Origin of the sequence: Bradyrhizobium sp. 142, from assembly GCF_023074015.1 — a bacterium.
In the GTDB taxonomy this organism is placed as follows: domain Bacteria; phylum Pseudomonadota; class Alphaproteobacteria; order Rhizobiales; family Xanthobacteraceae; genus Bradyrhizobium.
Map to the genome: position 1 here is coordinate 15771 of NZ_JADPKQ010000073.1, position 15432 is coordinate 31202.

The 15432-nt window shown below is 63.9% G+C and carries 4 protein-coding genes; 2 read left to right on the top strand and 2 right to left on the bottom strand.

Features of this window, described 5'->3' with window-relative positions; translation table 11 throughout:
• Positions 1–91 precede the first annotated feature (91 nt).
• On the bottom strand, positions 92–2323 hold the full coding sequence (locus tag IVA82_RS07645; protein WP_247387642.1) for an adenylate/guanylate cyclase domain-containing protein: 2232 nt from the start codon (positions 2321–2323) through the stop codon (positions 92–94).
• Positions 2324–2468: 145 nt separating this feature from the next.
• Positions 2469–12830: a VCBS domain-containing protein gene (locus IVA82_RS07650; RefSeq protein ID WP_247387644.1), complete on the bottom strand. Its 10362-nt coding sequence runs from the start codon at positions 12828–12830 to the stop codon at positions 2469–2471.
• A 615-nt stretch (positions 12831–13445) separates the two neighbouring features.
• On the opposite strand from IVA82_RS07650, the gene IVA82_RS07655 reads away from it, so the two are divergent.
• Both IVA82_RS07655 and IVA82_RS07660 read left to right on the top strand, forming a co-directional pair.
• The gene (locus IVA82_RS07655) at positions 13446–14207 is read left to right on the top strand and encodes a transglutaminase-like cysteine peptidase (RefSeq protein ID WP_247387645.1); all 762 of its coding nucleotides are present in this window, start codon (positions 13446–13448) and stop codon (positions 14205–14207) included.
• Positions 14208–14290: 83 nt separating this feature from the next.
• The gene (locus IVA82_RS07660; RefSeq protein ID WP_247387646.1) at positions 14291–15415 is read left to right on the top strand and encodes a lysozyme inhibitor LprI family protein; all 1125 of its coding nucleotides are present in this window, start codon (positions 14291–14293) and stop codon (positions 15413–15415) included.
• Positions 15416–15432 lie beyond the last annotated feature (17 nt).

The window sequence follows — 15432 nt, forward strand, 5'->3', positions numbered from 1 at the left end:
CAGAAATGCATCCGCGGAGACACTCTGGATTGCTTCGCTCCGCTCGCAATGACGGAGTGTGGGCAACGGCGGAGCCCACACACTCGCAGCCTTACTTCGTCAGCAGCGCATACGCCCCGGTCCAGCCCTCGGCCGGCGGATTGACCTGGAATTCCTTGATGCGCACTTCGTAGAGATTGAACAGCTTTTCCAGCGTGTCGGCATCTTCGCTGCGACGTCCACGCTCGATCGCATCGAGTGCGCCCTGCCAGTCGCGGTTGCGATAGCAGCCGAGCATCTCGATGGTGACGTTGCGCAGGCGCTGGAAGGCGCCTGAATTCATCACGTCCGCGCGGCCGGCGATGGCGTAGATCACCTCCGGCTCGGTCTTGCCCTTGACCATGATGAAATCGAGCTCGAGGATCGCGAACCTGTCCTTGGCGGCGAGCGCGGTCCTGGAGCCGACGATGATGGGAAAGCCATACTCCTTCGACTGCCCTTCCAGGCGCGAGGCCAGGTTGACGCTGTCGCCGAGCACCGAATAGTTCTTCTTCAGGTCGGAGCCCATGTTGCCGACCACGCCGATGCCGGTGTTGAGGCCGATGCCGACATTGAGCGGGATGTAGACATGGCCGCCGTCAACGGCTTCCTGCTCGCGCTCCTTGTTGACCGCGTCGATCCGCTCGAGCATCTGGATCGCGGCTTCGCAGGCGTTGAGCTCATGCTCGGCGTCGTCAAGCGGCGCGTTCCAGAACGCCATGATGGCGTCGCCCATGTACTTGTCGATATAGCCCTTCTGATCGATGATCACGTCGGTCAGCGGCGTCAGGAAGCGGTTCATCAGCGCGATCAGGCCCTGCGGATCGTGCTTGTAGGTCTCCGAGATGGTGGTGAAGCCGCGCACGTCGGAGAACATGATCGTCATCTCGCGCTCTTCGCCGCCGAGCACCAGCTTTTCCGGCGACTGCGCCAGCTGCTCGACCAGCACCGGCGACATGTATTGCGCGAACATGCCGCGGATCTGCACGCGCTGCCGCTGCTCGCGCACGAAGCTGGCGAAGATCAGCGTCAGGTAGATCGCCGTGGTCGAGAGCAGCGGATAAGTGAAATCGATCAGGTAGCGGTACTGCGCATAGAAGAACCAGGACACCCCGACCAAAATGGCGGCAAACATCGCGCCGGCAAGCACCAGGCGCACGGGCCCGAGATTCGGCGTGAAGATGATGACGAGAAGCCCGATGACGAGGGCCGCGAGCAGCTCGACGCCGAGCGCATAGTTCGGCTGGGAGATCACCGCAGCGCTCAGAATGCTTTCGAGCACCTGGGCATGGATCTCGACTCCCGGCATGGTCGAGGACACCGGCGTGGTCTTGATGTCGTTGAGCCCGACCGCGGAGGTGCCGACCAGCACCAGCTTGCCGGCGATTTTGCCGGGCGGCACGGTGTTGTCGAGCACGTCGACGGCCGAGACGTAGATCGACGGGTCCTGGCGGGCATAGTGCACCCAGAGCTGACCGTTCTTGTCGGTCGGGATCTCGACGCCCTTGAGGCGCACGGCCCTGATGCCGGTCTTGTCGGTCCGGACCAGCAGCGTCGGCGTGCCCGTGACGACGCGCAGCATTTCGAGGCTGAGCGAGGGCATGATGTTGCCCTGGGCGCGCATGAGCATCGGCACGCGGCGGATCAAGCCGTCGCGCTCCGTCTTGATCGTGAACAAACCGCGGCCTGCGGCGACCTTCTCGATCTCGGGCACGTTGCGGAGCAGGCCCGGAAATTCGAACAGGAAGCGCTCGGCGCCCTCCTCCCCGACCGTCGCGATGCCGGTGAAGGGCAGCGTCTTGTCGACCTCTGAGGATATGTCTCGCTGCCCGGTCTCGCCCAGCACCACGCGCGAGTGCTTGATCGCTTCGGCGAGGAACTGGTCGTTGCTTGGCAGCTCGCGCAGCTTGGCGCGGGTGGCGTCGTCCAGATAGCGCATCTGGCTCGCGACCAGATCCGGGTTGAGGCGATCGGCTTCCGAGAACACCACGTCGAACCCGACCGCCACGGCGCCGTTGTTGGTGAGGTTCTGAATCAGGTCGGCGATGCGCGTGCGTGGCCAGGGCCACTGGCCGAGCCTGGCCAGACTCTTGTCGTCGATGTCGACGATGGTGACCGGCCGCACCGTCTTGTGGCGCGGATCGATCAGCTGAAACATGTCGAAGGTGCGCAGCCGCAATTCCTGAATCGGCGGCGGGTCCCAGACGCGCAGCCCGGCAAACACGACCAGCAGCGCAAGGCACATCAGCCGCGCAAAGCCGAGCTTCCGTGCAAACCACCGCCGCAGGATCTTGAAACGTTTCATTTCGGTTAGACTTCCTGCCCTGCCTCACGCCGTGCGCACCGATCATGCAGCGGCGGCGGGCGATTGGCCATTCCCTGGCGGGGGAGGATTATGGATTTTTTGCCGCGGTCAAGATGCACGCCGGCGATGGCGCCCCCAGCGTTCGCTAGGCGTGGAAGATGAAATCGCTGGCCTTGAGGTTGGCGACCACGTTCTTGAGTAGGATCGCCTCGTGCTCCGTGACCGACGCGCTGATCTGGTGGCTGAAGGTGACCAGCGTATCGCCGGACGATGGGGCGATCGCGAGATTGCTCACGGAGCTGACGTCCGAGAACAAGCGCAGGTCGATCTTGTCCAGGCCCGACACGAAATCGGTGATGGTGTGCTGGGCATTGTCCCCGGTCGATCCTGGCGCGAACACAAATTGATCCTTTCCGTCGCCGCCAGTCAGCGTGTCGCCGGTCTCGGTCGCGAAAATAATGTCCTTGCCGCTGGTGCCTTGCAGGGTGACGCCAAGGCTGGTGTCGCCGGCCTCGTTGAAGGTGAAGTGGACGGTATCGTAGCGACCGGTGGTCGTATCCGTCACCTTTAGGGTGATCTGATCGGTATTCGGCGGCGAGGCACCGGGATGGTAGGTGATACCGTTCGCCAGGCCGGCATTGAGGGCCGTGAGCGTGCCGGACGTCGGCGACAGATCGACGCTGCTATTGGTCGCGGGCACCGGTGCGGTCGACATCTCGACGGTGAAATTGTCCGTCGCGGCGCCGGCATCGTTGTCGATGACCACCAGATCGGTGATGATGTCGGTGCTGTTTTCGTTGACATGCTCGACGTGGAAATCGGTCGTGTCGATGACAGGCCCGCCGTCGACTTTGACCGCCACATCCTTGGTGACCGTGTAAGTGTCCGTCAGCGGCCCGCTCAGGCCGTTTGCTAAGTCGATGACGGTCATGCCGACATCCAGGCTGAACTCGCCGTGATACCCGGCAGGCGCGGTCATCGTCAGTCCCGGCGTGCCGAGCGAAGCGATATCCGTCGCACCGATCAGCCAATGGCCAGCATCGGCGCCGGTCCCGGGCTGGCCCATCGAGAAGGTCGCGCCAGCCGGATAGCCCGAGAGCTTGATCAGGAGGGTTTCGGATCCGTCGGTATCGAGAACAGCCGCCGTGATGGCCGGCAGCTTGATCGGGCTGTCTTCCGAGCCAAGCCCTGGCAGCGTGAAGACGCGGGCCTCGACGTCGTGGCCATCGATGCCCGGTGAGAACCAGGTCGAGACAATCTTGCCGGCCGTCGTCACGGCGGTCGGGTTGGACCGATCGGCCAGGAAGACCTGATCGCCAGCCGTGGTCTCGTTGATGACGAACGACGAACTAATCGATTGCAGCGAGGCATCGAAGCGCTGGCCGAGGAGACCGAGGCTGCCGGAGACGTCATGGCCCTGATAGGTAACCAGGAACCCGCCGTCCGGCAGGGCCTGCACCGTGTCGGTGGTCGCGTCCGAGATGCTCACCTCGCTGCCGATCGGCGTGCCGGTCGAGCTGAAGTGCCTCAGCACGAGCGCGTTCGCGTCGCTATACGACACCACGATCGACCCGTCCTTCAGGACGGCGAGTTCGCCGCCATACTGATGGCCAACGGCATTGGTGTTGACCTGCACCTCGCCGCCGAGCTTGTTGCCTTGCGCGTCGAAGCGCTGGAAGTAGACGCCCCAGCCATCTCCGTCCTGGCCATAGGAATGCCACGACGCCACGAAACCGCCATCGGTCGTCCCGGCGACGGAGTCGCCCTGCTGGGTGCTGGCCGTTGTGGTGTTGATCAGGAAAGGTCCAGACGTCGCGCACCCGCTGGCATCGTAAACGACCCCGTAAGTGCCGGACGCGTTGCTATCGGACGAGACGTAGGTAATGACGAAGCCGCCGTTCGACAGCGCGGCGAGCGTGGCGTTCTCGCCATAGCCGCTGAGAGAGACCTCGCCGCCCGCCAGCGAACCCGAGGCATCATAGCGCTGCAGGTGGATGGTCGCTCCATTGTTACTCCCGGAGGTCCAGCTCGCGACGAACCCGCCGCCTTCAAGCCCGACCACATAGGGGCTCGACTGGTCTCCCGCAGTCGCCGTGTTGACACGGAACTCGCCGCCGACCTTCGCGCCAGAGCTGGCATAGTGCTGCGCGTAGATTCCGGTGCCGTCGCCGTCCTGCCCCTGTGAGACCCAGCCAATGACGTAGCCGCCGTCCGAGAGCGCGCCGACCGCGCTGTAGGTCTGGTCGTTGGCCGTGGTAGTGTTGACCAGGAACTCTCCTGTATCGGCGATCGGCGTATAGTCGATGCTAAACGCCGGCGCATCGGCCACTGGCTTCACGTCCGTGCTGAGCGTCGCCGCCTGAGCCGACACGCTGGAGCCGATGCCGGGAGTTGTAATATCGATCAGGACGGGCGTCGTGACGTCTGCGCCATAGGTGTCGTCCAGCGCATGCACGTCGAGGCTGCCGGGCGTGCCGCTGTAATTCGCAGCCGGCATGAAGCGGATCAGCGTGTCGGGAGCGAGCACGAGTGCGCCAGTGTCGCTGACACCGGAGATATCGATCCACTGATTGCCGCCGGTAACTTCGTACTGCCACACGCCCTGCGCTGCCGTGGCGTGGGAGGCCGTGATGGCGACGGCCTTGAAGCTCGCGCCCGCATCAGCATCGTGGAAACCGGCAGAAAAGAGCGCGCCGACGCTGGACCCGGCGGGAGCCGCGGCATCTTCGTTGATCGCACCGAGCGTCGCGTTATTCAGCGTCGGCGCATCGTTCTTGCCGGTGATCGTGACGGTGACCTGCGCCGGGTCGGTCTCGTTGTGGCAGTCGTCGAGCGTGATTGTGGAGACCACCTTCGCGGTCTGGCCCTCGCCGAGGAAATCCAGCGCGTTGTCGGCGATCGAATAGCTCCAGCCAACCGTGCCGTTGTTCTTGCCGGTCTGCTGAAGCGTCAGCGCGTGATCGAGCGCGTTGACCTCGTCCGTCGTGAGAAACCCGGAGAGATTGGTGGTGTGATCGGCGCCGGTCCAGCTCACCGTCTGAGCCGTAATGGAGGCAATCGGCCGGTCGGTCAGGTCGACGTCCTTGAAATGGATCGTTCCGGTCCCGCCCGATGCCGGGTCGAGCGCGGAGGAGTCAGTGGCGCCCGCAAGCTCGGAGAAGCTTGCGCTCTGCGAGATTTCGGCCGCTGTGAAGACCGGCGCATCGTCGGCCGCGTTGAGCGTGATCAGCGTGCCGCCATGACCGTCGCTGCTGCCGGCGAAAGTCGCATCGCTGTAGTCAGCACCGCTTAAAGTCAGGCTGATGTGGTTGCCGTCAGCGTCGGTGACAGTCAGCACGCCGCCGGTAGTGGCATCGGCATTGCTGACATAGACTGCGCTGGTGCCGAGCCCGTACTTGATGGTCGACAGGTCGATCGTGTCGGTCGCGGACAACTCCGCGATCGATCCGCTAAAAGTCGACGTGTCGATCTGAAGCTTGGCGCCGTCGCCGGCGAGCGCGATCGTCTGCGACACCGCGCCATCGAGCGTCAGCAGCGCACCAGCATCGACCGTGACCGAGCCCGAACCCGACAGCGAGCCGAACAGCATCAGGGCCCCGTCATGGATCTCGATTGTACCAGCGTTGGCGATGGTGCCTGAGATCGACGCCGTACCCCAGCTATCGATGTCGTTGCAGTTTTCGATGCTCAGCCCGGCCCCGGAGATCGACCCACCATGCAGGTCAATGGCACCATGGTTGACGATCGAGGACGCATTGCCGAAGACGCTGGTGCCGGCGACCGTCCAGGTGCCACCCGCTTGGTTATTGAATGTGGCGGTAGCAACCGAGATATTGCCGTTGATGTGGCCGGCGTTGTTGATCACGATGGCGCCGCCGGTTTCGACGATGGCGTAGGTCGTGGACGTCACGTTGGAGGCGACTGCAGGTCCGATCGTTCCGGTGGCGGAATTGTCGATCTGCACGGAGCCGCCGGCCGTGTTCTCCTTGATGTAGATCGCCGCGTGGGCGTTCGGCGCCACGATCGAGCCGGTATTCGTGATAAAGGTCGAGCCGCTCGCACCGGCCTCGTTCTGCGTGACGCTGATGCCGGCGAGGCTCGTGCTGGTGACACCGCCATGATTGATGATGGTGACGTCGCCGGCGCCGGTCGCAATGGCGGAGATGCCGACCGCACCGGTGGCAGAACCATTATTGGTGACGCTGACGTCACCGCCGCCGTGATCGAAGGCACCGATCGCGGTGCCCGCCGCAGCGATCGACGACGTCGCTCCGGTCGTAACCGTGACGTCGCCGACGCCCCAGGTGAACGCCTCGATGCCGTAGCCCGCATCCGCGGTGATCGTCGCATCGCTCGTGACGATGACGTCGCCATGGACGTTGTTCGAAAAGATGCCGTCGCCGCTCGGATTGTAGCCGGCGACGATGCCGCCTGGCGCCGAGCCGCTCAGGTTCGAAGTCGAACCTGAATGGATGGTGCCGTGGGCGGTGACCTGGATCGTGCTGTGCACGTCGCTCGCGATGGAGATCGCCTCGTTAACCGCGAGGATACCCGAACTGCCGGAAATGATGGTGTCGTTACCCGACAGCGAGACGCTGATATTGCCCTGGTCGATGCTGTAGGCGTCGACGCCATACCCTGCCGTACCCGTCACCGACGCGTTGGCGCCGAGCGAGACACTGACATTTCCGGTACCGCCGCTCAGCGCCCGGGCTCTGATACCCATCTGGGCACCGACCACACTGGTATCGGCGCCATTGTTCACCGTCACATCGCCAATGCCGTAGTTGTAGGCATCGATGCCATGGCCGCCCGCGGCGGTAATGTTGGCGTGATTGTTGACGACGACGGTGCCGTTGACGAGTGTATTGGCGTCGCTTCCCGTCGTCGCGCCGGTGTAGCCGGCCTGAATACCCGCCGGCGCGCTACCGCTCTGATTGAGGCTGCTGCCGGAATGGATCGTGCCGTAGTTTTCGACCGTGATGGTGCTTCCCGCCAACGAATCCAGGGACGTCGCGCGATTGACCGCGATGATGCCCGAGCTTCCGGACGTGACGACGCTTCCGGCCCCGGTCGTGACGGACTCGCTGCCGGAGCCGTAGCTGCGGGCGCGGATGCCGTAGATCGAGCTGCCCGTCATGTTGCCGCCGGCGTTGATGCTGATGTCACCGCCGCCTTGCGTGGTCGCGTCGATGCCGTAAGCACCGCCGACCGCGCCGCCGAGCTGGGTGATCGAGATGTCGCCGTTGTTGGCGGCGTTCAAATTCTCGACGAGGATGCCTTCCGAATTCACGCCGGTCCCGGTCGCCTTGCCGGTGAGATTGTTGACGGTGATGCTGCCGACGCCAGTTGCGCTATCGCGCAGCGTGATGCCGTTGCCGTTCAGGCCGGTGATGTCCTTTGCCGCCGTCAGTGAAATGCCGCCGGTGCCGTTCTGGGTGACGACGATGCCATTGACCGCACCGGTCAGCGCACCGGTCGGCGTGAGAACGATGTTGGCGGGCGCGCCGCCCAACGCGGTGAAGTCCAGCGCGTCGCCGCTCGACGTCGTGATGTTGCCCGCGCCCATGATCGTAAACGTGCCGCCGGTTGTCGACTGGCCGGCAATGGTGCCAGTAAAGCTCTGGCCCGCGACCTTGTCGAGCTGCAGCGTATCGGTGCCGCCCGCGAAAGTAACTGTCTGCGCATTCGCGCCGGCGAGCTCCAGCGTTGCGCCACCGTCAATGATCAGCGAACCGGCGCCGGTCAGGCCGCCCGCGAGGTCGAGCGTGCCCGCCTGAACTTCGATGCTGCCGCCGGCGTTGTCGACCGCGGCCGTGATCTTGTTGAAGCCCGAGACGCTGTAGAGATTGCCGGCGTTGTTCAGGTTTCCGTCATTGATCGTGACCGACGAGAGGTAAAGCTTCGACGCGCCGCCGACCAGAACGATTCCGTCCAGATTCGTGACCGTCAGGCCAGTCAGCTTGAGCGTGCCGCCGTTGATCGCCTCCAGAGTTCCGGAGTTGTTGACGGGATCGCCCGAGATATCGAGCACCGCACCGGCGCCGTTGACTTCAATGAGGAGATTGTTGGTGATAGACGTCGGGTCGATCGACAGCGTGCCGCTGGTGACGTCGATCGTGCCGTTGTTGGTGAAATCGGCGCCGTTGATGGCACTGGTGCCGGTCGATTCCAGTGTGCCGGAGATCGTGACGGTGCCGCCGTTGATGGTCGCGCCGGCAAGATCGAGCATCGAGCCCGATTCGACCGAAACGGTACCGGTGTTGGGGACCGTCGTCGCGATCAGCTTCAGCGTGCCGTTATTGATCGCGGCCAGCGTGCCGGTGTTGGTGACCGCCTCGCCGTTGATATCGAGCTCGGCGCCATTGGCCTGGATGGTGCCGCCGACGTTATTCGTAATAGTGGTGGCCGTTCCCACCAGCGCCAGCACGCCGCCGATCGCCTCGATCAGGTAGCTGTTCGAGATATTGGCGTCGGTAATCGTGGTGAAGCCGGAGGAATCGAGCGTTCCGGAGACGGCGAGCATGCCGCCAGCCAAGCTGGCGCCAGACAGCGTCAGCGTCCGGCTCGCATCGAGCTTGACGGTGCCGTCGTTGGTGATCTTGGTGCCGGACACCGCCGCATCGCCGAGCGTCAGCGTAACACCGCTCTCCACCTTCACGTTGCCCTTGTTCAGGGTCGCATTGCCGTCGATCGTGCTGTTGCCGGTGACGTCGATCGTGCCGCCCAACGCGCCGCTGTAATTCTCGATGGTGCCGCCGGTGATCTCGGTGCCGGACAGCGTCAGCGTCTGCCCGTCGTCGATCTGAACGGTGTGGCCGGTATTGGTGAGGACGTCGTTGAGCAGCGTCGCCGCGCCGGCGATCTCCAGCGTGCCGGTGTTGGTGATCGCACCCTTGGCAGCCGCAGAGGCCCCCTGGATCTTGGCGTTGTCCCCGAGCTTGACGGTATTGTCGACCTCGATGCTGGCATTGTCCGTGATCGTCGAGCCCGATACCGTGATGCCGTCCAGCGTCAGCTTCGCATCGACAATGACTGCACTCGTGCTGAGCGTCGCGCCGCCGTCGATTGTGCTGGCGCCGGTGACATCGATGGTGCCGCTGCCGTTGACGCCGCCGCCGCTGATGGTGGCCCCGTCGAGGGTCAGCACCGCATTGGCATCGACAACGACGTTGCCGATCGGGTTGGCGACGGTCGCGCCCTGGCCGATCGTCAGCGCGCCGTTGGCCAGCACTTCGATCGTGCCGGCGTTGGTGATCGTCTCGCCGTCGAGCGCGTTGCCGATGCCGCTCACGTTCAAGACAGCACTGTTCTTCAGGATGCCGCCGCTCAGCACGGCGCCGCCGGTCAGGTCGATCTCGCCGTTGCCGGTCACCACCCCGGCGCCGCTGATCGTCGCTCCATTGACTGTCAGCTTGCCGTTGGCATCGACCGTGACGTTGCCGGTGTTGGCGATCGCCGAGCCCAGATCGATCGTCAACGCACCATTCGCCAGCACTTCAATCGTGCCGGTGCTCGCATTCGTGACGATCTCGCCGTCGAGCGCATTGCCGGTGCCGCCGACCTTGAAGGCCGCATTGTTGTTCAGGATGCCGCCGTCCAGCACGACATTGCCGGCCAGGTCGATCTCGCCGTTGCCGGTGACCGTCCCGGCGCCGTTGATCGTGGCGCCATTGACTGTCAGCTTGCCGTTGGCATCGACCGTGACGTTGCCGGTGTTGGTGACGGTCGAACCCTGGTCGATGGTCAGCCAACCATTCGCCAGCACCTTGATCGTACCGGCGGAGGTGTTGGAGACGGTCTCATGGGCGAACTCGGCCGCCCCTTTGACGTTGACCGCGCCGGAATTGTTCAGCGTGCCGTTCTCGATCAGGCTGATGCCGTCGAGCTCCAGCATGCCCAGAATGGTGACGGTGCCGCCATCGACCGTCGCGGTATCGACGATCAACGTGGAGCCGGCATCGGTCTTGAGAATGCCGCCGGCATTGGCGATGTCGGCCAGCGTCTTCAGCGTGCCGCCGAACAACTCGATCGTGCCGGAATTGGTGATTGTGGTGCCGCTGGCGAAATCACCGCCGCCCTTGAGCGTCAGATATCCGGCATTGGTGAGCACGGCCGTGTCCAGGATCTCGGCCTTGCCGCCGATGGACATGGCGCCGGTCGCGGCATTGGTAAAGATCGAATCGGCGCTCATGTTGAGCGCGCCGGCGACTGTCAGCGAGCTCTGGTTGATCACTTTCGGCGGCGGGCCGCCGAAATCGTTCATCGTGATCGATTTGGCGTAGGCCGCAGCGTCGATCGTCACCGGATAGGACGGCGTCAGGCCGTGCAACTGATCGGTGATGACGATGACGTCGTCATCGATGGTCGGGACCGTGCCTGTTTCCCAGTTCGCAGCGTCCTTCCAGAAACCGCCGGAGGGAGCGCCGGCATGGTCCGTCGCGATCCACACCACCGCAGGCGCGTCGGTGCCCGTGATCGTGACGGTGATGGTCTGCTGCGCGGTCGCGCCTTGGGCGTCCGTGACCGTCACCGTATATGTCAGCGTCAGCACTTCGCCCTTCGGGATGAAGTCGGCGAGGTAGACGGGCAGATCAGCCAGCGACCAATTGATGGTGCCGATACCGCTGCCCTTGCTGTCGGCGCCGGCCGCAATCGCAACCGACATCGCGTTCTGGAACGCCGCCAGCGGGCCCGGCGGCACGGTGCCGTCCGGCAGCGTGGCGCCGGTCAGCTTTACGGATACCGTATGCGTGTCGGTGAGGTCGACATCCTTGAAGGTCAGCGTGCCCGAGGTCGGGACGTGGCTGGTGAGCGGGCCGCCCGGCCTGCTGGTGCCGCCTTCGAAGGTGATGGTCGGAACGCCGGTGGTGATCACCGGCTTGTCGTTGGTCCCGGTGATCGTGATGGTGATCGGGATGAATTTGCTCTCGGGGCTCACCGCGAAATTGGTGTCGATGCGGACGATGTAGGTCAGCGTCAGTGTTTCGCCGGCCGCCAGGAAGTCGAAGACGTTGTCGGGGATGGTGTAGGTCCAGACCGCCGATCCGATGTTGGTGTTGGCGGGATCGGCGACGACACTGATCTGGATCTGCGTCGCCGCGATGTCCTGCTTCTGGAGCGCGGAGAGCGAGCCGGTGACATCCTGCTGGCCGGCGTTCTTGTAGACGTAGTTCGGCGCGTCGGCGCGGCTCACGCTCACGGTCGGCCGGTCGCCCAGGTTCTGATCGATGAAGGGGATCTGGCCCGAAATAATGTCGGAATCTGCAGTGTCGCCGGTCTTGTCTGCGCGCTCGGTCACCCCGAACGCCGTCTTAACATTGCCGTTGAGATCGAGGCTTTGCACCAGCGGCTGGCCGGGAATACGGGTGGCGGACGGCGTGGAATTGCCCGGGCCCTCCGATCCCTGCGGATTGAGGTTCGTGAAGGTCGCGATCACGACGGGACCGGCCCCCGACTTGAAGACCAGGTCTTGGCTAGTCTGCGTGATCGAATCGGTGAAGTTCGAGGTCAGCTTGGTATTGCTGTTGTTGTCGGTGAACTTCAGCGTGAACACGTCGGTGATCAGCTTCTGCACGTCCGGCGACATCAGCGCATTGCTGATCGTGACGTTGCCGCCGCTGATCTGGATCATCTGGCCGGCCTGGTTGACCGTCGCGATCGGCAGCAGCGTGACCTTGTCGAACAGGATGTAGGAGCCGGTGGTGCCGTTCGGCTCGACCAGCACCTGGAAGCTCGCCTGCGGCTGCGGATCGCCGCCGCCCGCTGGAACGACGAAGTTGATCTGGGTCAGCACCGCCGTGCCGCGGATGCCCATGGTGGCGACCGGCGTGTCAATCTTCATGTCGCCGTGCTTGGCGGTCTCGCCGGCAACGAAGGTGATGGTGCCCGCAACCAGGCTGAGCAGCGAGGAATTGCTCGACCCGTTGGGGTCGTAGACCATCTCGTTCAGCACCATCCGCGCATTGGAGGACAGGCCGAACACGGTGCCGTCGATGAAGGTGATGCCGAGCGTCGAATCTCCGCCGGTCGAGACCACATCGCCCTGCTCGACATTGTCGCCATTGTTCAGAACGACCGAGACGCCGTTGCGGACTGCGGTCGCGCTGCCGGAGAGCTTGGTGACGTGACCGATGACCTGCGCGGCGGTTACACCGGGCGCGGCCTGCGCATATTGCACATACCCCGTGAGCGCATTGACGACGTCGCCGGTGAGATGCGCGCCATCCGGCGACGAGATCGCCGCGCGCTTGTCGCCCCTAAAGTAATCGTGAACGACAAACTCGCGACCATCGTGGGACAGCACGAGATCCGCGCCGGCGCGCTTGAAGTCGCCATGAAAGATCAGGTTCGGATCGGGAACAACGAACGCGCCCTCGGGCACGTGTCCGTGTGCCTTTGCGATAAAAGGCTTGGCCGCAAAGGAATCGGCATGGACATCGGCGAGCGAGTGGGAACCCTCGCCGTCCAAGGAGATCGCGGCGTCAAATTTGCCGGCGTAATTCAACTGGGCACCGTAAAAAGAGTTAATATCTAAATAAGTATCGACCGCTTAAACTTGCATATCACTACCAAGTCCTTAGCGATACCTCTATTGCTTGTGTGATTTAGCGTGACGAGCCCCCGGGAGACGCCGTCTGGACTCGCTGATCCAGCGAAATTCAAGTCATCCTGCGATAGCTGCAGGTAAAAGCTCGCTTGTTCGCGCCCATTTTGCTGCTCCCCATGTATTCCGCTGTATAGAGCAACCTGCGGATACTTCTGTCATCTGTCCTTCGCAGTGCCCTGCAACATACTGCGGCAGATACGGAACAAAAACTGTGACCCAGCTAACAGAACCCGCGAAATACGGGCTGTTAGCCATGGATGCAGAATCGGCGGGAGCACAACCGTTGCCTGCAATTTTCCCCTGTTTCGCGGCAGTCAGCGCCTTCCTAGCCGTGGATTTGTAAAATTTTACACAATCTGGCGAGGCTCGTTTCAGCCTGTCCCGCGGTTTTGGGCCCCCTGCCGGGCGCCTTAAGCAGAACAAAACGGCCGATCTCGCACTATCTCCGCGCAAGCAACAAAGCCCGGCACGTGCAGGTCGAGGGGACCTGGCGAAGCCGGAAGGGGATGTCAAATGGAGACCGCGGCTCACACGCGCGCCTGGCGCGCAATCCTTGTCCTGTGCGGATTGATCCTGTTCGGATCGGCCGCCGACCTTCGTGCCGGCACGCTGCTGTCGCCGGGCGCCGGGGTTCTCGTGCGCAAATCCGCCGAGCCCTTCGGCGTGTTTGCCTTCGCCATCTCCACCGGCAGCCTGCAACGGAAATGGTTCGCACTGAAAGAAAAGCTCGACGGCGACATGGTGCAGCTGGCGCTGTGCGACGGCGATCGCGACAATTGCGCCTCGCCTGCGGCGCTGAAGCTGCTCGCCATCGTCGACCAGGCCCGCACCCGTGACGGCCGCGCACGGCTCGGCGAGACCAACCGCGCCATCAATCTGGCGATCCGCGCGGCAAGCGACGGTGCCGACGATGTCTGGAACTCGCCGCTTGCGACCTTCCAGCGCGGCGCCGGCGATTGCGAGGACTATGCCGTCGCCAAGCTGGCCGCGCTGCGGCTCGCAGGCGTCGCCGCCGAAGATCTCCGCATCGTCGTGGTGCGCGACACCCGTGCCGGCGAAGAGCATGCCGTCGCCGCAGCGAAGCTCGACGGCCATTGGTTGATGCTCGACAATCGCCGCATGGCAATGGTCGAGGACGACGATGCACGGAGCTACCGGCCGCTGTTCGTGCTCTATCGGTCCGCCGTGATGAAGTATGTCGACGAACCGGTGCAGTTCTCCGCCCTGGACAGCCCGCCCGTATCGATGGTCGCCGCCAACGCCGAGGCGCGCTGAACTGCCGCCGTAGCCCACAAATTCATATCGCCGCGCGATCCGGGACGCTAGCATGGCAAGAACCATGCTGGGGGACGACCGGAATGCGGTTCATCGCGCTGACTGTGCTTGCGCTGCTTGCGTTGCCGACGGCACCGGCTGCCGCGCAAACCGGCCGATCCGAGCGCACCATCGCCGACAAGCTGCCGCTGTTCGCCAAGAACAACTGCCAGCAGAACCGCAATCCCGCCAATCAATTGTTCTGCGGCGATGCCGAGCTCGCCGCCGCCGCAGAAAAGCTGAGCGCGGCGATCGAGGCGCGCCTCGCCCGTCTGCCCGATCGCCTGCCCGCGATCGAGGAAAATGCGATCTGGATCAAGCAGCGCAGCCTCGGCTGCGGAATCATCGGCCAGGCCGCGGTCCGCTATGACGATTTCGACCAGATCAAGTCCTGCCTTCTCAGGGTCACCGAAGAGCGCGCCGCGATCCTGCGCGATCCGGATTTCGATTGTCTTGCAGCCAACACCGCGGCCGGCGCGCTGATCTGCGCAGATCCGTCGCTGGCGCTGATCGAGACCGAGCTCAACAGCCAGGTGCTCGGTCTGATCGGCAAGCTGGATCCGACTGCGGCCCGCTTTGCCTTCGCCGAATATGGCCGATGGACCCGGGAGCGCGACCGCGAATGCAATCTCGTCGGCAAGGACAACGTACCGCTTCAGGAGCTTGAGTTCGCAGAAGCCTGTCTCGCCGACAATCTGAAGCGAAAGTCTGACGATGTCCGCAGCGCCAAGGGCGATCCGAAGAAGGTGTTCGGCCGGCAGGTCACAGCGCGGCTGCCCGACACCGACGCCATCGACTTCTGCGCCGCGCGAATCCATGCCGCCAATTCGTGCGGCAATTTCCTCCGCATCAACCGCGTCTTCGCTATCGACAGCCAGGTGACGGACCAGGAGGCGCAGGTCACCGGCGAGATCGAGATGGTGGTGCTGGCCCCCTTCGCCGCCTGCAGCAAGGTCGCGTCCTCCTGCACGGGCACCTGCTGGGACGCCAGGACTGGTCATCCGCAGCCGGGCGCCGGCAACAGGGAGCGCTCCGCAGAGGCCTTCAACGTCACGCGCCGGCTCAGGATCCAGCGCACCTTCGCCTTCGTGAAAGCCGCCGACGGCTGGCGATGCCGCGAGGACGAGCTGGCGCCGGTAAATTCCGGCACCGCGGGCGGGGGATCGTAGGTCTCCCCACCCTCCCC

What these genes read in the sequence shown, in the direction of transcription:
- IVA82_RS07645 (WP_247387642.1), bottom strand. Translation starts at nt 2,323, where the DNA reads ATGAAACGTTTCAAGATCCTGCGGCGGTGGTTTGCACGGAAGCTCGGC.
- IVA82_RS07655 (WP_247387645.1), top strand. Translation starts at nt 13,446, where the DNA reads ATGGAGACCGCGGCTCACACGCGCGCCTGGCGCGCAATCCTTGTCCTG.
- IVA82_RS07660 (WP_247387646.1), top strand. Translation starts at nt 14,291, where the DNA reads ATGCGGTTCATCGCGCTGACTGTGCTTGCGCTGCTTGCGTTGCCGACG.